The organism is Thermosynechococcus sp. NK55a (genome assembly GCF_000505665.1).
Taxonomy (GTDB): domain Bacteria; phylum Cyanobacteriota; class Cyanobacteriia; order Thermosynechococcales; family Thermosynechococcaceae; genus Thermosynechococcus.
Map to the genome: position 1 here is coordinate 1253843 of NC_023033.1, position 22004 is coordinate 1275846.

The following is a 22004-nucleotide window of genomic DNA, read 5'->3' on the forward strand; positions in this document are numbered from 1 at the left end:
AAATAAGCTGACCGTGCAAGCACACTTGAACCAATCCATCCATACTGAGACTACGCCAGTATAGTTGACGCCGCCGCCTTAAAGATGGCTCCAATGGTCAGACTGGGTTTTGGGGAAACGGGACTATCCCTGATCTGAGGATGAGGAGACCTGCTCTGGGGGCGGTGCCACTTGGGGCTGGAATTGGAACAGGGAGTACACGACATTGCGGCGAATCATCACCATCATGTCCAAGAACAGTTCATAGCCCTCCCGTTTATACTCCACTAAGGGATCCTCTTGACCATAGCCCCGTAGGCCGACGGACTCCCGCAGGGCATCCATCTGTTGCAGGTGCTCCCGCCACAGCAGGTCAATTTGCTGCAGAATAAAGAACCGTTCTGCCTGCCGCATCAAGCCCGGTTGAATGGCCTCAATTTGCGCTTCCTTTTGCTCATAGGCAGTGCGCACTTGCTCATGCAAAAAGGCCTGCATCTCCGGTACGCTTAGGTGCGCCAGATGCTCAGGGCGCAGGTCCGCAAGTAAATGAACAAATTCCTGCACCTTGGCTACTAAACCTTCCAAATCCCATTCCTCCGGCGGTAGATCGGGATTGACATAGGCAGCAATAATGTCATCCATGGTTTTTTCGGCATACTCTAGCACCCGATCCTTGAGGTCTTCCCCTTCGAGGACTCGCCGCCGCTCAGCATAGATGGCGCGCCGCTGGTTATTCATCACCTCGTCGTATTCAAAAACTTGCTTGCGGATGTCGTAGTAGTAGGTTTCCACCTTGCGCTGGGCATTTTCCAGACTGCGAGTCAGCAGCGGCGACTCAATTGGCATATCTTCATCAATGCGCATGGCGTTCATAATACTGGCAATGCGATCGCCCCCAAAAATTCGCAGCAGGTTATCCTCCAAGCTTAGGAAAAAGCGCGTTGATCCGGGGTCGCCTTGACGTCCGGCCCGTCCCCGCAACTGATTATCAATCCGCCGCGACTCATGGCGTTCTGTACCAATCACATGCAAGCCACCGAGGGCCACCACCTCTTCGTGTTCTTGCTTGGTAACCACCTCATATTCTTCGCGGATGCGGTTAAAGGCATCCCGCAGGGCTTGAATCACAGGGTCTTGGGTCGGTGCTTTCTCCGAGGCGATCGCCAGCATGTCCTCTGCCTGCAACTCCGGCAGACTGCGCTCACCATAGGTCTTGACTGCTACCTCCACCGCCTGGCGCAGCAGCTTTTCTGCATCCTTGCTAATTTCGCAGGGGAAAAGTCCTGGTGAGGCCTTCCAATTTTTCTGCGGCCCTTGACTGAATCCTTGACCACCGCCGCGATCCATTTTTAGTCCCAACAGCATCATCGGGTCATCACTGGGGGGCATGACAATGCGGGGCATCAAATACTCCCGCACCTTAAGGCGAGCCATGTAGTCGGCATTGCCACCCAGAATAATGTCTGTTCCTCGGCCTGCCATGTTGGTTGAGATCGTCACTGCTCCCTTGCGGCCGGCTTGGGCAATGATCTCCGCCTCCCGCTCCACATTTTCGGGCTTGGCATTCAAAAGGTTGTGGGGAATTTCCAACTCCCGCAGCAGTTGGGACAATAGCTCTGACTTTTCAACACTGGTGGTTCCCACGAGCACTGGCCGACCCGTAGCGTGCACCTCAGCACATTCAGAGGCCACTGCCAGCCACTTAGCCCGCTCGGTTTTATAGACCACATCGGGAAAGTCCCGCCGCTGACTGGGGCGATTGGTGGGCACCACCGTCACTTCTAGCTTGTAAATTTTCTCGAATTCCGCCTCTTCGGTTTTGGCTGTCCCCGTCATCCCCGCCAACTTGGGATAAAGCAGAAAGAGATTTTGGTAAGTAATTGTGGCCAGGGTTTGGGACTCATTTTGAATTTCCAGGCCTTCTTTGGCTTCGATCGCCTGATGCAAGCCATCACTCCAGCGGCGACCCACCATGACCCGTCCAGTGAATTCATCCACAATCACCACTTCACCATTGCGGACAATGTAGTTCACATCCCGCTGGAAGAGTTCCTTAGCCTTGATGGCATTAAAGATGTAGTGCGCCCAGGGGTCTTGGGGGTCATAGAGATCGCTCACCCCCAACAACTTCTCCGCCTCAATAAACCCCTCATCAGTCATCAGCACATTGCGAGCTTTTTCATCCACCTCATAGTGTTCGTCTTTTTTCAGGAGCCGAGCGACCTCAGCGGCCTTGAAGTACTTCTCGGTCGGACGCTCCACTTGACCCGAAATAATTAGGGGGGTGCGGGCTTCGTCAATAAGTACCGAATCCACCTCGTCAATAATGCAGTAGTTGAAGGGGCGCTGCACCACCTCAGCCATGGACGTGGCCATATTGTCCCGCAGGTAGTCAAAGCCAATTTCACTGTTGGTGGCATAGGTAATATCGCAGGCATAGCTTTTCTGTCGCTCTTGGGGTGCCATTTGCTGCTGAATTAGCCCGACCGTCAGACCCAAAAAGCGATGCACCTGCCCCATCCATTCCGCATCCCGCCGTGCCAGATAGTCGTTGACCGTAACAATATGTACCCCCTTACCCGTGAGGGCGTTCAAGTAGGCTGGGAGCGTGGCCACGAGGGTTTTGCCTTCGCCGGTTTTCATTTCGGCAATCTGGCCATCGTGGAGAATCATGCCACCGATGAGCTGGACATCAAAATGGCGCATCCCCAGTACCCGTCGTGAGGCTTCGCGTACCACAGCAAAGGCCTCTGGCAGCAAATCATCTAGGGTCTCGCCATTGTCGAGTCGCTGCCGAAACTCAGCCGTTTTCGCCTGTAGCTCACTATCACTCAGGGGCTGAATTTGCTCCTCCAGCAGGTTGATCTCGACCACAAGGGGTTGATACTTCTTAACCTTGCGCTGATTGGGGTCGCCAAATAGGGCTTTCAGCATGCGACGGGCACCATGGATACAAAGCTGTATACTTTACATCCTATAGCAACTGCCTGTTCCTCGCTGTCAAGACGTAGCCTAGACGTATTGACTGATGTCCTCTTGGCAGACATCGCTGAGGTAGGTCAGGGCGCGAAACCGCAGCATCATCACCTCCTCATAGAAGGGATTGAGTTTACATAGGGGGGGAATGGTAATGACTGGCCGACCAAAGAGGGAGAGGGTGCGGGCAAAGGGACATTGGGCAGGAATCCAGCGACAAATGCGGTGGGCGATCGCCGGCGTGGTAATTGGATAAGTCATTAGCCATTGGCGGATTTTGGTCATCAAAGAAGCGGGCGGGCGTTGGGTAAGGAGTTGATTCATGGGACTATCCTCACAATTGCGCATACCCTCACGGTAAAAGATAATCTATGTAAATAGCAACATGCTTTTAATATAAAAAATCTTTATCAATAATAAGCATTGCTAAACTTGCAGCAGGTTCAGGCGAGGAATGGCCCTCCTTCCGCTCAGCAGAGTGCTAAACTGTTCATCAACTCAAACTCCGATGAAGTTTTGTCTAGAAATCTTTCAATTGCTTGTATAAACTCATTTGCTATTTTTGCCCATTCATCTTGGTCTTGCTTAAATTTCCTAAGGAAGATACTCAATGAGTCCACTGGTTGCTAACTATTACCTGACCTACCGCTGTAATGCCCGCTGCCATTTCTGTGATATTTGGGCGCTGGAACCGGGCAAAGAAGCTGATTTTAGCGCTATCCAAACCAATCTCCGCGACTTGAAGCGCTTGGGCGTGAAATATGTGGACTTTACGGGGGGCGAACCGCTGCTGCGTGCCGATGCCCCAGCCATCTACCGCGAGGCCAAGCGTCTTGGCTTCATTACCAGCATGACAACAAATACCATTCTCTATCCCCGTCGTGCCAAGGAAATTCAGGGGGTGGTAGATTTCTTGAATTTTTCCCTCGATGGGCCGGATGCTGCCACCCATGATCAGTCGCGGGGCGTGAAAATTTTTGACACGCTGGTGGAATCGGTCAAGATTGCCCTCGAGCTGGGTGAATATCCCGTGCTGAACCACACCGTGACAGCCCAGAACTATGAGCGAATTGGGGAAGTCGCTGAATTTGCCCAAAGTTTAGGGGTACGGGTTTGGCTCAACCCTGCCTTTACTGCCCACGAACACTACAACGACAAAAAGAACCCCACTCCCGAAATTGCCAACAGCATTGAACAAACAGCGAAGAAGTATAACAATGTTGGTTACAATAAGGCAGCGCTAGCCCTCATTCGCGCCGGGGGAAACAGGACTCACAATCCCCGTTGTAAGGCGGTGGATGCCGTGATTGCCATTTCCCCCAATGATGAGTTGCTGCTACCGTGTTACCACTTTGCGCAGAAGGGAGTCCCCATCAATGGTCGCCTGTACGAACTGTACAAGTCCTCCGAGGTGGTAGAGGAGTATCGCCGCTCCCAAGGCCGACTTCCCGTCTGCGAAGGCTGCACAGTGTGGTGTTATCTCATTCCCAGCTTCTTTAAGGGACTGGATAAGTACTGGTTTCTCAATCAGGTGACCTATGCCGGAGAATTCCTGGCCCGAAAACAGTTTCTACAACGAAGCCGACCCCCTCGACGAACTCCTGTCGGAGTGGGTTGATGACCCAGAGAGTCCTCCATTACAACCGCGTTCTGAGGGTCGCCGTCGCAAGGCTTTCCTAGCGCTGTCTCTGATTTGGGGCAGCACGATCGCCATTCACCTGATTGTTGGTGGTATCTGGCTCATCTATGTCCTAACCCTCTTGATGAGTTTCCAAACCCTGCGCTACTGGCGCGCCAAACCCCAAAGTCTGCCAGCGTCAGAGACAGCAGAAAGTGTGCCGCCGATGGTGTCCTTGGTGGTGGCTGCCAAAAATGAAGAGGCGGTGATTGGTCGCCTGGTGAAAAACCTCTGCCGCTTGGATTATCCCCACTACGAAGTGTGGATCATTGATGACAACAGTAGCGATCGCACCCCCGATATTTTGAGCGAACTACAAAAGCAGTATCCTCATCTCAAGGTGCTGCGGCGGCTGCCAGGGGCAGGGGGTGGCAAATCCGGGGCTCTCAATCAAGTCCTACCCCTGACACGGGGAGAAATTATTGGCGTCTTTGACGCCGATGCCACGGTACCCCCAGATCTGCTGCAGGAGGTGGTCAACCGCTTTCAGGTGGCCAGTGTCGGCGCCGTCCAAGTGCGCAAGGCGATCAGTAATGCCGACATCAATTGGCTGGCCCAAGGTCAAGCGGTCGAGATGATTCTCGATGCCTACTATCAACAGCAGCGAGTTGCCTGTGGCGGCATGGGAGAACTGCGGGGCAATGGCCAATTTGTGCGGCGGCAAGCCCTAGAGCGCTGTGGGGGCTGGAATGAGGAAACCATTACTGACGATCTCGATCTCAGTCTGAAGCTGCATCTCCACGGCTGGCAGATTGACGTGCTGATGAATCCAGCGGTACAGGAAGAGGGCGTGACCACACTGCTGGCACTGTGGCACCAACGCAATCGCTGGAGCGAGGGCGGCTACCAAAGCTATCTCGACTACTGGCAGCCCTTGCTGCGCAATCGCCTTGGCTGGCAAAAAAGCTGGGATGTGTTCTGCTGGTTTTTGATCAAATATGCTATTCCTACGGCGACCATTCCCGATCTGCTGATGGCTCTGCTGCGCCACCGCACGCCGGTGCTGGTGCCCTTGACAACCCTAAGCTTGACGATTTCGATGGTGGGAATGCTACGGGGCATTCCTCAGGCTCAATCCATGGGGGTGTGGCAACTGTTTTGGCAGAGCCTACGGGGAACCCTATACATGTTCCATTGGTTGCCAGTAGTGAGTACGACCACCTTGCGTATGGCCCTACGGGCAAAACGTCTGCGGTGGGTGAAAACGGTGCACCATGGCCCCTAAGGGAAAAACCTGCTGCCTGAGGATCTCAGGAGCAACCACTTTAAGCTAGGCTAGGGGCAGATTTTCACGGGTTCTGCCATGTCTCGGAATAGTAACTTGCTCCCGTTGCTCTTCTCCCTTGTCTTCACCTGTGGCCTGCTGGGGGTGGGGTCAGTGCTGGTTCTGCGGCTCCTAGGCAATCAAAATCCCCTAGAACAAGTCACTGGCCGGTTGTCCACTTCGCCGGCAGCAAAAACGCCAGAGAGGTTGGGCGCTAATTTCAGTGATGTCAGTAATGTTCCGAGCGGGACGTTTCAGTACGGCGGCAGTACCACGTGGGCGCCGATTCGCCGCGATGTCGATCCTTTAATTCAAGTGGCTTGGCCAAATTTTCGTCTGCGCTACACGGATCCAGCAACCGGTACACCGGGATCGGGGAGTGGTATTCGCATGTTACTGAACAATCAAATTGCCTTTGCCCAGTCCTCACGCCCTTTGAATGAAAAGGAGCGGCAGCAGGCGCAGAGTCAGGGTATCAAACTCGTTGAATTGCCGGTGGCGATCGATGGCCTTGCGATCGCCGTCAATCCAACCCTCAAGATTCCCGGCTTAACAGTCCAGCAGGTGGTTGATATTTACACCGGTAAACTCAGGAACTGGAGTCAAGTGGGGGGGCCGAATCTGACCATTACCCCCTTTTCACGACGCTTGGAAGATGGTGGTACCGTGGAATTTTTTGTCCAAGAGGTCTTAGGGGGGCAGCAACTTAGCACTAATGTCGTTATGGTACGAGATACCACGGATGCACTGCGGCGCTTGGGGACGACCGTGGGCGGAATTTACTACGCATCGGCACCGGAAATTGTTGGTCAGTGCAGTGTGCGACCCTTGCCCTTGGGGCGTCAGCCGAATCAGTACGTTCCTCCTTACCAAGAACCCTACGTTGATTCTTCCCAATGTCCACAGCGGCGCAATACGCTAAACTATCAAGGATTTCAGGACGGCACCTATCCGATTACCCGTCGCCTGTTTGTCATTACTAAGGATGACAATAGCCTAGATGCCCAAGCCGGTCGTGCCTATGCGGCTCTGCTGTTGACCGACGAAGGACAGGCAATCATTGAAAAAGCCGGGTATGTCCGCCTGCGTTAGGGGAGGGCTGTGTTGGATAAGCCCCTGAACCGAACCTATGAGCGGGTAATGGCGGCGATCGCCAGCCTCAACCTGGCGTTGGTGCTTTTTGATCTCACCTATATTCCGCTGCGGGACTTTTGGCTGTTGGGAAAAGTCCGCATTCCCCTAATTCAGCGGGTCATTTATCTACCCCAGCCGTTGCCGATTACCCGCCTCTATGACCCCATCAAAGGCATTCAACCCCACCGAGTAACGCAGCAGTACATCAACACCGTCAACCAACTACGGCACACCATTACCACTGAAGGCGTGGATGCCCCAGGAACACAAGCGCTGTTGACGCAGTTGCGACAGCAGAGCAAAACCATGGTGGACACCAATCCCTTTGCTCTGGCCAATAAGACCGGCACCCTTGAGCAGATTAAGAATCGCATGCGGCAGCGGGTCTTTGGCAATCGGGATGCATCCTCCAAAGAGTCCTTTGAGCGCTTTTGGAGTTCGGAGTACATCAATGCACAGGACTGGCGGAGCAACCTGAATTGGTTTGAGAAGCACATCATTCCCCTAATAGCGACCAACTATTGGCGCGCCTATGGCGAGGATGGGGATTTTCTGAATCGGTTTGGCGTTCTGGATCTTCCCTTTAATCTCCTCTTCTTTGTTGAGTTCTTGGGTCGCACGTTTTGGCTGAGTCGGCAGTGTCGCGGTTGTCGCTGGCGAGATGCCATGCTGTGGCGCTGGTACGATGGGCTACTCTTTTTTCCCTTTTGGTGGTTGGCACCGACGTGGGCATGGCTGCGGGTGATTCCCGTCATGATTCGCCTCGATCAAGCGGGTCTGATCTGCCTTGATACCCTGGAGCGGCAGCTATCTCAGGGCTTGGTGGGGGCGATCGCCACCGACATTTCAGAGGTCGTTGTCCTGCAAGTGCTGACACAACTGCAAAAGGCCATCCGCCGCGGTCAGTTTAGCCAGTGGCTTCCCCGTGCCTCTGACTTACAGGTCAATAGCGTCAATAGCGTCAATAGCAGGGCGAATGACATTGATGAGTTGGGGGAACTGGCGGCCTTGGTGGTTCAAGTGATCCTCTGCCGTGTCGTGCCCCAACTGCGGCCAGAAGTGGAAGCATTAGTGGCCTACAGCGTGGATCAGGTCCTACGGCAAGCACCCCCCTATCGGCGATTGCTGGAGAGTCCAACCCTAGCGGCCTTACCCCTGCAGTGGCGCCAATCCCTTGCCAAGGAGATTAGCGATCGCCTCTTTCTGCTGTTGGAGCAAGCAAGCAAAAACCAAGACAATCCACCCCGCGAAGGCGCCTTGCTGGTGAGTCAACTAGCGCAAAAATTTGGCCAAACCCTGAGTGCTGAACTCCAAGAGGAACAGGTGGGCAAGGTGATCCAAGACCTCCTGGTGCTATGGCTAGAGGAACTGAAAATTAACTTTGTGCGCCAGACCCACCTTGAAGGCATTGAAACAGTTCTAGAGGAAACTCGCACCCTTCAGGAACGTTTGGCGCAGAACATACTCGAACCCTAGGCTATTCAAGGGGTTGCAGCAGCCACAGGGCAGTGTAGGTCGTGTCCTTGGGAGTGGGCTGAATGAGCAGAAAGTGCAAGCCTTGGCTTTTTTGCAGGCGATCGCGAAACACCTCTCCCGCTTGCGCAATTTCCGAATCCTGAAACGTTAAAAACACCCAGCGATCGCGCAATCCACTGTGCAGGAGAATGCCACAGGGCTGCCCCGGTACAAACTCTAGGCGATAGGGCACCTGCTCTTGGAACCAGCGAGCCAGCTTCAAGGATTTGCGACCCCCATAGAGCATAATTCCCGGAATCAGGGTGTCTGCCGCCAAGCCTAGGGACTCCGGCAGCATCTCCATTTCCAAGGCCAGAATCCGTAAAGGGTACCGCATCAGTTGCTGCAAATCGGGGGGCGTAATCGCTGCAAACTGCCAAGATTCTCCCCAAATATCATCCGGCAAGGGCAGGGGCGGGAGCTGCTCAATGGCCAAGGGATCGTAGGCTTCACCCGTGTAGGTTTTCAGGCTTGGGTATTCCTGAGCGCGTTGGCACAGGTAGCGCTTCAGAGCAGAAGTGCGGCGGGTGGGCTCTAGGGGGATGTTGAGTTGTCGGCAAGCTCCTTCCACTAGCCCTAAACTTTCGGGGCGAAAGACCTTTACTCGCTCAGGCAAGGGCTGACCGCAACGGTTGAATTCTGTGGCAACCCAGGTACTACTCACCAGTGGTTCGGGACAAAAAGCCGTGTAGTAAAAATGTTCTTCAGGATCACAAATCACAAGTTCCCACAGATCAGCACCACTGGGGGTACGCAAAGGCCGACGGTAAAGGTCAACTTGCCAACGGGACATCGACGGAATAGATGAACAAAAGAGGTGATCGCCTTTTTCAAACTGAATACGGGCTATATTTATTTTCCTTGCTTTTTCTTGGATTTGTTAGAGCTATTCCAATAAAGAATGAAAAATTATCTCGGACAATCCTTGCCAATCACCTCATCCATAGAACCGCTGCATCCCGCATAGATCTGCTGTCGCTTTTCCTCACGGCGTTCTTGGCAACGCATCTGCTTTTTCAGGTGATGCCCAGCCGGCCGAGGGCGGAACTCATCGTGGAAATTTGTACCCCAAATTGCTGGGCACCGTCGACTAAAGGGTCCTCGGGACGCGCAGCAGCATCTGGCTCTAAGGCCTGCCAATCCAGTTTCCATTGACACAGGTCTGGCTCGCGATCGCGCCCCCGCCGTTTCCCTGATGCAAACTCAGAGCTTAGATCAGCCTAAGGATAAACTGCTAAAAACAATGGTCATGGCTTTGATGGGCACTTTCTTTAAGACATTGAAAGCAATTGATTGCCTTTAGGGTCAAAACGCCCCTTGATTTACCGTATTTCGCCGCCCCAATTCTGATGATTGCCATCAGCCCATAGTTGATGCACCGCCTCAGTTCCGAAGCCCATACCTAGGGACGTCAGGTTTGCAATAAAGTTCTCTTTCTAGGGGGTGTGACTCTGCGCTAATAGGGCAACCACCTCCTCAGTCGTCAGGGGTCGGGAGAAATAATAGCCTTGGACATAGTCACAGCCGAGTTCCCGCAGTCGCGTCACTTGATAGGGATGCTCTACCCCTTCAGCCACCACTTCCAATGCCAATCCCTTGGCAAGGCTAACAATGGCATCAATCATGAGGGGTCTTTGGTCGGTTTCAGGGATGAGCTTCACAAAGCTGCGATCAATCTTGAGGATGTCGATGGGCAGATGGGTCAAATAGGAGAGAGAGGAATAGCCAGTGCCAAAGTCATCAAGACTCAGCTTGATTCCCTGTGCCTTCAGTTTGCATAATGTCTCTCGCACCTGATCGGGCTGATCAATCCCCACACTTTCAGTTATTTCCAGGTGCAGGCAATGGGGAGGAATCTGGGTCTGTTCCAAAGCAGCCAACACTTGCTCGGCTAGAGCAGGGTACATCAGTTGCCGATTGGATAAATTCACGTTCACGGATAACTGACACTGGGGAAATTGCTCGTGCCAGTACTGGAGATCACGGCAGGCGCGCCAGATCACCCAGTCCCCAATGGACAGAATCAATCCCGTTTCCTCCGCAAGGGAAATGAAACGATCGGGCAGGAGTAAGCCCTGAGTAGGATGCTGCCAGCGAATCAGGGCTTCAAAGCCGTAGAGAGAATTGTCCCTAAGGCGGTAAATGGGCTGATAAAAGAGGGTAAATTCGTCCCGCTCAACGGCTTGGCGCAACCCGATTTCTAGGGAGAGGCGATCGCGCGCCATCAAATGCATGTCTTCACTAAAAACTTGATAGCGATTCCCCCCCGCCAGCTTGGCACGATACATGGCAATATCGGCATTGCGCAAATAGTTTTCTGCCTTCTCAATGTGGGCCGATCGCGTGGCCACGCCAATACTAACCCTGAGCGCGATCGGCTGATCATTCACGACAAAGGGTTTATTCAATTCACTGTGAATGCGATCGCAAACCCCCAAAGCGTCATTGTTGTCACTAATGTCATCCAGCAAAATCACAAACTCATCGCCCCCAATACGAGCCACCGTGTCATCGGCGCGGACAATGCGGGTGAGACGATTGGCCAATTCAATCAAAATTAAGTCGCCACAACTGTGGCCAAGGCTGTCGTTAATGACCTTAAAGCGATCAATATCAATAAACAAAATTACAAACTTGTAATCGGAACGACGACGAGCATGGCGAGTCGCCTGTTCAATGCGGTCAAGGAGGAGCGTGCGATTGGCTAACCCCGTCAGCGAATCATGGAGGGCATCATAGAGCAACTGGGCCTCTGCAAGGCGATGTTCCGTCAAATCGGTCAAAGAACCCGCCATCCGTCTGGCATTGCCATAGGCATCCCGCAGCACCAGCCCCCGTGCCAAAGCCCAACGATAGGCCCCGTTGCGATGTTGAATGCGAAACTCTTGGTGGAAATGGGGGATTTGGCCGCGGATATGGAGCATTAAATTTAACTTCACCCGCTCCACATCTTGGGGGTGAATGCGCTTGAACCAATCATCAATGTGATTGCCAATTTCGTCATCCTGATAGCCGAGAATATTTTTCCAACGCGAGGAATAAAACGTCTCATTGGTGGTCAAATTCCAGTCCCAAATACCATCATTGATGCTACGGGTCAGCAGCGTATAGCGATCGCTGGTTTCCAGGAGCGCCGCCTGAGTTAACTTCACATCGGTAACGTTGTAGCCACAGATTAAACCTGCCCCGTTGGGAAAGCGCACAAAAGCCCAAATCATCTCTAAAACTTGACCATCGGCGCCATGGACAGGTACCTCCTGCCAACCATTGGGGGGATGAATCATCCAATAACGCATCTGCCGCTGGGTTTCTGGATCGGGAAAGCACTGACTCAAAAAATCCCCTGAGATCAAGTCCCCTGTATCCCAGCCCAACTGGGTCATCACCTCTTGGTTAAGGGAATGAATCTGCCCCTCATTGTCATAGAAGAGAATGAGCAGGGGTAAACGGGCACAAACATCCCGCAGTAAGTCATAGGGATCAGTACCTAGCGGAAAATCAAATCCATGGCCCGTTTGACCATTCACCATTGGCCACCTGAACTGAAAAAATAAAGATGAGTCATCCTGCTCCATGGAAATATCCTAGCTTAAGTGCTCAACAAACCAAAAACTGGCTCTCCTAGGCCGTAAGACTCCTAGGTCTCTTTGAAGTCTCTTTGAAAATCTTGATGCGCAGGCACAAAAATTTCTATCCTCTGCTGGCTAGCCGCTCATAGATACTAATCCCACGTGGGGTAGCGTGTATTTTAATCCCAAAATCCAAAAAATTTGCTGGCTAATTGCCTCATACTGTTCAGTAGAAAGTAGCTCTTTTTTCTGGTGCAAAACAATCAGTCTAGCCAACTGTTCCATGACTGTAGCCAATTGCTCCGCATCGGGATAAAGACTCTCAAGTACAGCATAGAGATCGGCTTCGGGATTAGCCACTAGCCCTGCTCCTTCATAGATGACAGGCTTAAGAAATGGCTGATACTGCCGCAACAACCGCCGCAGGTGGTAGATCATTGAGATCGACAGTGGGGAAGTCATAAGCTAGAACCTTACATCTTATCAGGCACAGCGAAATTGCCTATTACTCTCGTTGTGCTAGTAAAAATTAGACCATGAAAAAAAGGTCACCGTTGTTATTGAGAATACAAACTGCCCAAGTCACTTCAACTTTTTGCATCCTAAGATTGCCCTCAGGAGAGTAATTTTCTCAATGAATTAACTTTGATAGTTTGCCAATACTCATGTCCTAGGCAACCTCCCTCATTTTTGCCAAGGGAGTTTAGTATTGAAGGAGTACTGATTCTTCTTTTTTACGGGATTTAAGTTTTAATTAATTTTTGTCTCGGTATTTTAATGCATATTGATTTAGTCATCTTTTTAATCTCGAAATCATTCATTAAGTGATCAATTTTGAGACATTGAACCGCATCTTGAAATTGACGATTATTCATTGATTTTCCCCAAAAAACTTGATTTTTGACACTCCATCCAAGGAACCACATCAGGCTAGAAAAGCATTTTCGCTTTAGAGACTGTCTGTAAATCATCCTAAAACTTGGACCACTGATTCTTCAAGGATTCGTAATCCCTTTTTTGCTTTTTAATAACTGATGGGTTGAATAATTAAGAACTATTTAATTTTCTTAATATTTCTTAGTAATTCCTGCCCCACCAAAACGACTTCGCCACAGGGAGACTTTGGCGCAGCAAATCCTCAGCAGCAAAGGATGCTGAGATGTTGATTTTTTTGATTTTCAATGAAAAATAAAGTTTTTAGCCTTTATGCTGTATCTATCGCAAGTGATTTTGTTTTTTAAGGAATCCTAGTGTACAAAAAAGCCGACGATCAGCAGCGGCATAAAGAGACTCAGGGCAACAATGAGCAGTAAATTTTCGGGTTCGACGTTAATGATCGTGGGTTGATTGCGTTTCTTTTGGGGGTTTGGATTGGTCATGGCAGGATACCCAAGGAATACCCCTAGCCTAGCAAACGCTGTCGCAGTCCTAGCAAAGGTTAATGAGTGAAAAGAATCGGCTATGATACTCTACAGGTGCCTGAATCCGTGGGATCCCTATGCAGTGTCCCTATTGCCACCATACAGATAGTCGTGTTCTAGAGTCTCGATCGGCAGAAGGGGGGCAAAGTATTCGGCGACGGCGGGAGTGCCTAGCCTGTGGTCGTCGTTTCACCACCTATGAGCGGATTGAGTTTGTGCCCATTACGGTCATTAAGCGCAACGGCGATCGCGAGTCCTTTGATCGCTCGAAATTGCTGCGGGGCATTATGACCGCCTGTGGTAAAACCAACATTCCCCAACAAAAAATTGAAGCCCTTGTGGATGATATTGAGGCGGATTTGCAGTTGCGATCGCGCCGCGAAGTTACCAGCACCGAATTGGGGGAAGCAGCCCTACAACGATTGCGCCACCTGAGTGAAGTGGCCTATGTCCGCTTTGCTTCGGTCTATCGCCAGTTCCAGGGCATTAGTGATTTTGTTGCTGAACTTGCCCATCTCCAAGAGACTTCTGACTCGCCAGAGCTGCTGACAGCCTCCCAGCCTTAGTGCTGCTTCATCGGTAAATCGGCATTAATTGTATCAATGAGCCTTTGCTCTTCGTCATTGATCTGGTCAATGTAGTGGTCAAATATTTCCGCTAAACGTGGCTCATAGAAACGGTGCAGGCTGTAGTTGGGAGTTGCTGGAAAGCCGCGCCGCTTTTTATGGCGTCCACCGGCGCCGGGATCAAAGCGCTGAATTCCTTGGGCGATCGCCCACTCAATGGGTTCGTAGTAGCAGGCACTAAAGTGCAGGCAATCAATTTCACGGGTACAGCCCCAATAGCGACCGTAGAGATGGGTTCCCTTGGTAATGCAAAAGGACATGGCAATGGGACGCTGACTGCCGTTGTTGGGATAGGCGGCAAAAAGAACCACTCGATGGCGATAGCGATCGCTCAGGCCTTCAAAAAACTGCCGCGTCAGATACTTGCTGCCCCACCAGCCAAATTTGTCGCAAGTATCGGCATAGAAATCGTACATCTGTTGCAACAGGCTACGGCTGACCTCATGCCCCTGATGAACCCGAAACGTGAGATCTGCTTGAGCCACGGCCTTGCGTTCTCGCTTGATGTTGCGGCGTTGATTGGCATTGAAGTCCGCTAGGTAGTCGTCGAAGGTCTGATAGTTGCGATTTTGCCAGATGTAACTGTGGTGGAGCCAAGCCCGATAGCCGTAGGCCTCGGCAGCGGGTTGCCATTGGGGATCGACATAGAGAAAGTGGCAACTGGAAAAGCGGTGGCGCTGACAAAGGCGATCAATTTCATGGAGCATCACCTTGGTCATCATGGCCACATCCACCCCCTCTACCATGAGAAAGCGATAGCCCACCGCCGGTGTAAAGGGCGCCATCCCCAGCAGCTTTGGATAATAGCGAATCCCCAACCGCGCGGCTAAATCTGCCCACTGGTGATCAAAGACAAATTCCCCTTGACTGTGACCTTTGATATACAGAGGCGCTGCGGCCACCAGTTCCCGCTGACCCTGGCGATCGCGCCAAACTAGCAAATGCTGGGGGAGCCAACCTGTTTGGGGCGTTGCACTGCCGGAGGCTTCAATTTGATGCAGCCATTCCCATTCCAAAAAGGGGGTTTCTAGGGGCAACGCCAGGGCATCCCACTGGTCTTGGGGAACGCTGGCGATCGCATTCACCCACTGAATGGTTAGCTCTGGTGCCAGTGCCGCTGCAAACTCTACCATGTTTCTCAGGGAAACTGCTTCTGTGTTGTACTATAGCAAGCCCCCTAGAGAAAGATACTGCCATCGGGCATCAGTGCCTGCTCCAAGCAAGCCTCCAGCAACAGAGCACTACTGAGATCAGCACGCATTAGGTTGGCTTGGCGCAAATTGGCACCCTTGAGATTCGTGCGGGCGAGGTAGGCATCAATCAGACGAGCTTCCTGCAAATCGGCCCCCGTCAAATCCGTACGCCGCAAATCCGCTTTGTTCAAAACCGCTGCCTGCAAATTCACCCCTTGAGCTTGGGCATCATCGAGCCGCGCCTCTGAGAGAATTGCCTGACTCAAATCCGCTTGATTGAGAATTGCTCCCCGCAAATCCGCTTGGACGAGCCGTGACTGCCGCAAATTGCTCCCCACCAAATTTGCCTTGTAGAGAATGGCACGGGTGAGAATCGCCCCTTGAAGATTGGTATTTTCCAAGTTTGCTTGGACAAGGTTGGCAGCATTAAGGTTGGCTTCCTTGAGATTGGCCCCCTTGAGGTTCACCCGCGATAGATCTGTCCCTGCCAAATTTGTTCCTTGGAGATCCACCTGGTGCAGATCCGCCCCCACCAGACTTGCCCCCTCCTGATAGTTCTCTTTGCGAAAGTTGGCACTGCGCAAACAGGAACCCGCCAAAACCGTATGGCTTAAACTGACCTGTCGCAAATCACTACTCAGGAAGTTACAGTCGCGAAAAGCCGCTAACGTGAGATCTGCTCCTTGGAAATTGGCGCGATCGAAGATGCAACCATGACATTGAGCATCGCGAAAATGACTGTCATTAAAAATCGCTTGGGTAAAGTTGCATCCCTCCAACCGTGCACCCGTGAACAGGGCATCGCTAAAGTCGGCACGGCCAAAATGACAAAACCGAAAATATACCCCCTGTAAACTTGCACCGCGCAGATCAATGCCGATGAAATCGGCGTTCACAAGACTAATGCCCGCCAAATTCACACTTTGAAAGTTGGTTTGGCCCTCGGCATAGCGAGCGAGAAACTCTTCGGCTTGCATCGTCAGTCTATAGTAGGGAGCACCACTTCGTTTCTAAAAAATGCCGATCGCTAACATTGCCGCCAGCCGCCATGCTGAAGGCCGTAGTGTTCCAGAATCTCCTCATATCGTGCTTGAGTACTGGGGTCAAGCGTGGGGGGCACAGCCACGGCAATGCCCTCAATTTGACTCAATTCGTAGTCAAAGTGGGAACAGGTTTGGGGCAACAGCCGCACAGAAACCCCATCGAGTAACTGCAAGTGGGCAGCCAGCTCACGATAGACGGCCAGCGGCATTCGGGAATTGTAGTACACACGTTCACTCATGGGGCTGGGTAGGGGGGGTGGGCAGAGCACAACAATTCACATCATTCAAGCACACTTTACCCCACGCTAACGCCCAGCGCACAAGTGCCACCCGATTCTCTGATTTTGTTTTCGTGAGAATATTACTGATGTGGTTATCTACCGTGCGCTTGCTGATGTCTAGTTTGGCAGCAATATCTTGGTTGGTTAGCCCTGCGGCCACAAGCTCCAGCACCTGTAGCTCACGCTCCGACAGCAGTGAATATTCCAACCGATCGTCTGGCGGTATAGACATCCCTAAATCCGTATAATTACTTAGAAGCCTAGTATTAATTGTAATTGTAGTTGACGACTTCTCTCCTTGCTGCTCTTTTAGCCCAAAACCACACAATTCCCTTGCACACACCCGGTCATCAACGGGGTCGAGGCATGGAGCCGCTGTTGCGTGCCCTTTGGGGAAGGGCCTTAGCCCAAGACTTGAGTGAGTTGCCCGGCCTTGATAATTTGGCTCAACCCACAGGGGTGCTGGCAGAGGCACAGGCGGCAGTGGCGGCGACAGTGGGGAGCGATCGCGCGTGGTTTCTCGTAAATGGTGCAACCGGTGGCCTTTTGGCCGCCCTTTTGGCAACAGTTGGCCCTGGCGATCGCGTTCTCGTGGGTCGCAATGTCCACCGCTCAGTGATTGCGGGACTGGTGTTAGCGGGGGCAAAGCCTGTTTATTTGGGAGTTGGGGTTGATCCGCAGTGGGGGCTGCCATTACCAGTCACTCGTGATGTGGTTGCCGCTGGCTTGGCCGCCTATCCCGATACGAAGGCCGTGGTGCTTGTCAGTCCCACCTATGAAGGCCTCTGCTCGCCCTTGCTAGAGATTGCCGAGTCTGTCCATAATCACGGTGTGCCGCTCATTGTCGATGAAGCCCACGGCAGCCATTTTGCCTATCATCCAGCCTTTCCCGTTACCGCTTTGGCCGCAGGCGCGGATGTGGTGGTGCAGTCGTGGCACAAAACCCTCGGAACGTTAACCCAAACGGCAGTGCTGCACCTGAAGGGAGAGCGGGTGTCTGCTGAACGCTTGAGCGAGGCCCTAAACCTTGTGCAAACCACCAGTCCTAGCTATTGGTTGCTGGCAGCCCTTGAGCGAGCAGGCGCTCAAATGACTCAGCAGGGAGAGCAAATCTACGGGCGACTTCTCCAGTGGATCCAGACCTCTGAATGGCCTCTGCCGCGATGGCAGCCCACGGGTATCCCTCAGGATCCGCTGCGATTGACCCTAGGGACTTGGCCGATAGGTCTGACGGGGTTTGCCCTCGATGAGCTTCTGCAACCGCAGATCATTGCTGAATTTCCCAGTGGGCGATCGCTGACCTTTTGCCTTGGCCTTGGTACGACGCCAACAATGCTAGAAACCTTGACCGATCGCCTGAAAAGTGTTTACACCCAATACCGCCACAATGCCCCTCTGCCACCCCTGGCCATCCCATCAATCCCCAACTTCAAAGAACCGGTACTCTCACCACGGGAGGCCTACTTTTGTCCACAGAGAGCGGTTCCCCTGAGGGCGGCCCTCAATGAGATTAGTGCCGAAACAATCGCCCCCTACCCACCCGGGATTCCCACTGTCATCGCTGGCGAACGATTCACTGAATCAGTGATTGCAACGTTGCAAACCCTCCAAGAAGTCGGGGCAGAGATTGTGGGGGCCACCGATCCGACGCTGCACACCCTAAGAGTTTGTAAGGTCTAGTTCTCCCAGTCCTCCTCTTCCAGCAAATGGGTCACCAAATGCTGCTCCAAGAGGGGTTGCAGGTGTTGAAAGTCTTGGGGCGAAAGCAGTTCAGGCTCTTGACCAGGGACCAGGCGAGCCACATAAAGGGTGGGACTCAGGGGCGTATAAACACTGTATTCCCGTGTCCCATAAAAGAAGCTACTACCGAGGGGTTGATACTCCTCGATGCCATCATCGGCTTCCACCTCAACCATGAGAATTTCATCTTCGTCTAGGTCTGGCAGTTCGCCTTCTACGGTGAGGGTGAGTGCGGTGCGCTTGAGGGTGAGGTTTTGTTCTTCAAGGATGGCACAGGCTGTATCAAAGACCTCATCAATTTCCTCCTCCTCTAGGGGCACCAAGGTTTCTTCCTCGTCGTTTTCAGCCACGACCGCAAAAATTTCTACGGGGTAGTCCACCGGGCGCAGCAGTGCATAGGTTTCCCCTTGCACATTCAGACGAAACTCAATGTAGCAGTCAAGGAAGCGACCCTCATCGTCGTAGAGGCGAAGCTGCTCCATTTCCTCTGCGAAGTCTTCCTCTTCCCAAGGCTGCTCATTACTGTTTTGCTGGTTTTGATAGTTTGAGCCCATGCTGCTTCGGTAAAAAGATTCCTATGGCATTGGAGCATACCACGCAGCGGGTCGTCGTGGGTCATTCCCGGTGGCAACCTTAGCTACTTCTTCTCCAAGAAATTAAAATCAAGGGGAATCCAAAGCTGCAAATAGCGCTGCAACCACCTGTGCTGCCTTCCGATCAAGCTTGTGCCAGTCCACTTCCCCGGCAGGATCAAAAAGACTGAGGTCAGCTTGCACCTCCCCCACCTGAAAGTCATGGATACCGCTGTAGTCGAGTTCTGGGGTGTACTGCTGAAAACAAATTTGGTAGCAAAGCTCCCACAGATTCACCCGCTGCTGGCGATCGCCCTGACGTAAATGCAGCCAATAGAGAATTTGGGGTTCAGCCTCACCACAGGGAATCTCGACGGTTTCATAGGTGCCCTGCCAAGGAGAAGTTTCTAGCGATCGCCGCAGCTGATCAAGGAGTCGAATCAGAGCCGGTTGCATCAGTTGAGCCGCCGCATACCAAGGGTGGTCAGTAGGTAGGGACATCGCATCACGCGAGGGGTTTTTTGACATTGTAGGCCTCATGGGAGAGGACACTGCGGGGTTCAATGCGATCGCCGGTGTCGTAGCAGACGAGGCGATAGTGATAATTCAGGGGAATGCTAATCACCTGGCGATCGTGATTGAGACGCTTCCCCTTAAATTGACGGTAGTCAGCTCCTGCAAGGAGTTGGGCAATCACTTGGCGCGCTTTAAGGACAATCTCCTTGGGCAATCCCCTTAGATCCACCACATCGCTGGCAAAGGAGGCCTGCCATTCCTGTCGCGCTAGGCGGGCCTTTTCCCGTTGGGCTGCCTCTAGAGCTTTAGCTTGGGCTAACTGGGCGCAGCGATGACACACTTGACCATACCCGTAATGGCCGCAGGGAAATCGTTTCCGACGACGTGGCATAGGGTCTTTACCAAAGGAGAAAATAGGGCAGAGAGGTATAACCCTCCACCCTGGGCATCTATTGATATTTTCCGTCTAAAGGCGTACCACTGGCACTTAGCTGAGAAGGGCATTGGCTTTGGCCACCACATTGTCCACAGTGAAGCCAAATTTCTCCATGAGGACGTTACCAGGAGCCGAGGCACCAAAGCGCTCGATTGATACCGTTGCATCGGCATAGCGGCACCAACCAAAACTAGAAGCCGCCTCCACAGCAAGGCGTTTTACCCCCGCCGGCAGCACACTGGCTTTGTACTCAGGGGATTGCTCCTCAAAGAGTTCCCAAGAGGGCATGGACACCACCCGCACCTTTTTGCCATTGGCGGTCAGGGTTTCAGCGGCCTTGACACAGAGGGAGACCTCTGAACCTGTTCCAATCAGGATCAAGTCGGGGGTACCTTCACAATCCACAAGGGTATAGGCACCTTTGGCGACATTCGCCGCAGAGCTACCGGCCAAGTTGGGCACATTTTGGCGGGTCAGGGCCAGTAGGGTGGGCTGTTTGCGCCGTTGGACGGCCACTTGGTAAGCCCCCGAGGTTTCATTGCCATCGGCCGGCCGGATCACCAGTAGGTTGGGAATGGCACGCAGGGAGGCCAAGGTTTCCACAGGTTGGTGAGTAGGCCCATCTTCCCCAAGGGCAATGGAGTCGTGGGTCATCACATAGATGACACCCGCTTGGGAGAGCGCGGAGAGGCGCAGGGCAGGCCGCAGGTAATCAGCAAAGACTAAGAAGGTAGCGCAGTAGGGAATCAAGCCGGAATTGTGGAGAGCAATGCCGTTGCAAATAGCGGCCATGCCGTGTTCACGGACGCCAAAGCGAATGTTGCGATTGTGGTACTGACCTTTTTGGAAGTCACCGGAACACTTCAGTTCAGTGAGGTTGGAGTGGGTCAGGTCCGCAGAACCGCCAATGAGTTCTGGCAGGTTAGGGGCAATCGCGTTCAGGCAAATTTCCGAATGCTTGCGGGTAGCCACGGCCTTATCCGCAGGCGTGTAACTGGGGAGATTGGCATCCCAGTTGGCGGGCAATTCACCCCGTAGCAGCCGTTCAAATTCGGCGGCCTCCTCAGGATATTTCTGGCGGTAGGTGGCCAGGGTTTGGTTCCACTCTGCTTCATAGCTGGCACCGCGCTCAATGGCTTTGCGGAAGTGGCTCAGAACTTCCTCGGGGACGACAAAGGGTTCATAGTTCCAGCCAAGGTTTTCACGGGTAAGCTTGACCTCCTCAGGGCCGAGAGCAGCACCGTGCACACCGGCAGTGTTGGCTTTGTTGGGGGAACCGTAGCCAATGGTGGTGGTGACTTTAATGAGTGAGGGTTTATCGGTTACGGCCTTAGCAGCTTCAATGGCCTTGGCAATGCCGGCAAGATCTGTATTGCCATCGGCAACGTGCTGCACGTGCCAACCGTAGGCTTCAAAACGCTTGCAAACATCCTCTGTAAAGGCAATGTCGGTGGAGCCGTCAATAGAAATGTGGTTATCGTCGTAGAGGGCAATGAGTTTACCCAAGCCCCAGTGACCAGCAAGGGAGCAGGCTTCTCCGGAGACCCCCTCCATATTGCAGCCATCCCCAAGGATGACGTAGGTGTAGTGATCTACCAGTTTGATGTCGGGCTTGTTGAAGCGGGCGGCCAGATGGGCTTCAGCCACCGCTAAGCCAACGGCGTTACAAATCCCTTGACCGAGGGGACCTGTGGTCACCTCCACACCGGGGGTTTCAAAGTTTTCGGGGTGACCGGGCGTGCGCGACCCCCACTGGCGGAACTGTTTAATATCCTCAATGGTAACGCTGTCATAGCCTGTGAGGTAGAGCAGGGCATACTGCAACATACAGCCATGACCCGCCGACAGGACAAAGCGATCGCGATTGAACCACTGCGGATTTTTGGGGTTAAACCGCATGAACTGGTTCCAGAGCACATAGGCCATGGGAGCCGCCCCCATGGGCAGGCCGGGGTGCCCAGAGTTGGCCTTTTGTACCGCATCGATCGCCAGGAAACGGATCGCATTAATACAGAGTTCATCAAGGGATTGAGTAACCGCAGGCATTGCTTTCTCTCTCTA

At 52.8% G+C, this 22004-nt stretch carries 20 protein-coding genes; 6 read left to right on the forward strand and 14 right to left on the reverse strand.

What is annotated here, in order from left to right:
- Positions 1 to 123: 123 nt before the first annotated feature.
- Positions 124 to 2913, reverse strand: coding sequence for a preprotein translocase subunit SecA (gene secA / locus NK55_RS06055; RefSeq protein WP_024124888.1), 2790 nt, complete (start codon positions 2911 to 2913; stop codon positions 124 to 126).
- 78 nt (positions 2914 to 2991) lie between these two features.
- Positions 2992 to 3303, reverse strand: coding sequence for a Mo-dependent nitrogenase C-terminal domain-containing protein (locus tag NK55_RS06060; RefSeq protein WP_051372802.1), 312 nt, complete (start codon positions 3301 to 3303; stop codon positions 2992 to 2994).
- Positions 3304 to 3565: 262 nt separating this feature from the next.
- Here NK55_RS06060 and NK55_RS06065 point away from each other — a divergent pair, with 262 nt between their 5' ends.
- The 4 genes from NK55_RS06065 (at position 3566) to NK55_RS06080 (ending at position 8507) form a co-directional block, all read left to right on the forward strand.
- On the forward strand, positions 3566 to 4573 hold the full coding sequence (locus tag NK55_RS06065; RefSeq protein ID WP_024124890.1) for a radical SAM protein: 1008 nt from the start codon (positions 3566 to 3568) through the stop codon (positions 4571 to 4573).
- Positions 4494 to 5858, forward strand: a complete 1365-nt coding sequence (locus NK55_RS06070; RefSeq protein ID WP_024124891.1) for a glycosyltransferase family 2 protein — start codon at positions 4494 to 4496, stop codon at positions 5856 to 5858. Before NK55_RS06065 ends, NK55_RS06070 begins: the two co-directional genes overlap by 80 nt.
- A gap of 78 nt (positions 5859 to 5936) precedes the next feature.
- On the forward strand, positions 5937 to 6989 hold the full coding sequence (locus NK55_RS06075; protein ID WP_024124892.1) for a PstS family phosphate ABC transporter substrate-binding protein: 1053 nt from the start codon (positions 5937 to 5939) through the stop codon (positions 6987 to 6989).
- A 12-nt stretch (positions 6990 to 7001) separates the two neighbouring features.
- The gene (locus NK55_RS06080; protein WP_255325212.1) at positions 7002 to 8507 is read left to right on the forward strand and encodes a hypothetical protein; all 1506 of its coding nucleotides are present in this window, start codon (positions 7002 to 7004) and stop codon (positions 8505 to 8507) included.
- Between the two features lies 1 nt (position 8508).
- On the opposite strand, the gene NK55_RS06085 is transcribed toward NK55_RS06080, so the two are convergent.
- From NK55_RS06085 to NK55_RS13995, 4 genes are all read right to left on the reverse strand, one after another.
- Positions 8509 to 9339: a Tab2/Atab2 family RNA-binding protein gene (locus tag NK55_RS06085; protein ID WP_024124894.1), complete on the reverse strand. Its 831-nt coding sequence runs from the start codon at positions 9337 to 9339 to the stop codon at positions 8509 to 8511.
- Positions 9340 to 9982: 643 nt separating this feature from the next.
- Positions 9983 to 12076, reverse strand: a complete 2094-nt coding sequence (locus tag NK55_RS06090) for a bifunctional diguanylate cyclase/phosphodiesterase (RefSeq protein ID WP_225871739.1) — start codon at positions 12074 to 12076, stop codon at positions 9983 to 9985.
- Positions 12077 to 12250: 174 nt separating this feature from the next.
- Positions 12251 to 12577 carry a hypothetical protein gene (locus tag NK55_RS06095; protein ID WP_051372803.1) on the reverse strand — a complete coding sequence of 109 codons (327 nt, stop codon included), beginning with the start codon at positions 12575 to 12577 and terminating at the stop codon, positions 12251 to 12253.
- Between the two features lie 785 nt (positions 12578 to 13362).
- Complete coding sequence (locus NK55_RS13995; RefSeq protein WP_255325213.1) at positions 13363 to 13494, reverse strand: hypothetical protein; 132 nt, start codon at positions 13492 to 13494, stop codon at positions 13363 to 13365.
- 119 nt (positions 13495 to 13613) lie between these two features.
- Between NK55_RS13995 and nrdR the strand changes: the two genes are divergently transcribed.
- Positions 13614 to 14102, forward strand: a complete 489-nt coding sequence (gene nrdR, locus NK55_RS06100) for a transcriptional regulator NrdR (RefSeq protein WP_024124897.1) — start codon at positions 13614 to 13616, stop codon at positions 14100 to 14102.
- On the opposite strand, the gene NK55_RS06105 is transcribed toward nrdR, so the two are convergent.
- From NK55_RS06105 to NK55_RS06120, 4 genes are read right to left on the reverse strand one after another with little or no spacing between them, the layout of a single operon-like run.
- Complete coding sequence (locus tag NK55_RS06105) at positions 14099 to 15295, reverse strand: GNAT family N-acetyltransferase (RefSeq protein WP_024124898.1); 1197 nt, start codon at positions 15293 to 15295, stop codon at positions 14099 to 14101. The two genes, nrdR and NK55_RS06105, sit on opposite strands and share 4 nt — an antisense overlap.
- Before the next feature lie 44 nt (positions 15296 to 15339).
- Positions 15340 to 16332 (reverse strand): pentapeptide repeat-containing protein, encoded by a 993-nt coding sequence (locus NK55_RS06110; RefSeq protein ID WP_024124899.1) that lies wholly within the window; start codon positions 16330 to 16332, stop codon positions 15340 to 15342.
- Between the two features lie 50 nt (positions 16333 to 16382).
- A complete protein-coding gene (locus NK55_RS06115; protein WP_024124900.1) occupies positions 16383 to 16637 on the reverse strand; it encodes a hypothetical protein in 255 nt (84 codons plus the stop codon).
- Positions 16630 to 16911: a helix-turn-helix transcriptional regulator gene (locus NK55_RS06120; protein ID WP_024124901.1), complete on the reverse strand. Its 282-nt coding sequence runs from the start codon at positions 16909 to 16911 to the stop codon at positions 16630 to 16632. The genes NK55_RS06115 and NK55_RS06120 overlap by 8 nt, the downstream gene beginning before the upstream one ends.
- Positions 16912 to 16961: 50 nt before the next feature.
- Between NK55_RS06120 and NK55_RS06125 the strand changes: the two genes are divergently transcribed.
- Positions 16962 to 18359, forward strand: a complete 1398-nt coding sequence (locus NK55_RS06125; RefSeq protein ID WP_041429106.1) for an aminotransferase class I/II-fold pyridoxal phosphate-dependent enzyme — start codon at positions 16962 to 16964, stop codon at positions 18357 to 18359.
- Here the strand turns inward: NK55_RS06125 and NK55_RS06130 are convergent.
- The 4 genes from NK55_RS06130 to tkt form a co-directional block, all read right to left on the reverse strand.
- Positions 18356 to 18973 carry a DUF3727 domain-containing protein gene (locus tag NK55_RS06130; protein ID WP_024124903.1) on the reverse strand — a complete coding sequence of 206 codons (618 nt, stop codon included), beginning with the start codon at positions 18971 to 18973 and terminating at the stop codon, positions 18356 to 18358. The two genes, NK55_RS06125 and NK55_RS06130, sit on opposite strands and share 4 nt — an antisense overlap.
- A gap of 108 nt (positions 18974 to 19081) precedes the next feature.
- On the reverse strand, positions 19082 to 19492 hold the full coding sequence (locus NK55_RS06135; RefSeq protein ID WP_024124904.1) for a hypothetical protein: 411 nt from the start codon (positions 19490 to 19492) through the stop codon (positions 19082 to 19084).
- 4 nt (positions 19493 to 19496) lie between these two features.
- The gene (locus NK55_RS06140) at positions 19497 to 19898 is read right to left on the reverse strand and encodes a hypothetical protein (protein ID WP_041429107.1); all 402 of its coding nucleotides are present in this window, start codon (positions 19896 to 19898) and stop codon (positions 19497 to 19499) included.
- 96 nt (positions 19899 to 19994) lie between these two features.
- Positions 19995 to 21989, reverse strand: coding sequence for a transketolase (gene tkt / locus NK55_RS06145; protein ID WP_024124906.1), 1995 nt, complete (start codon positions 21987 to 21989; stop codon positions 19995 to 19997).
- Positions 21990 to 22004 lie beyond the last annotated feature (15 nt).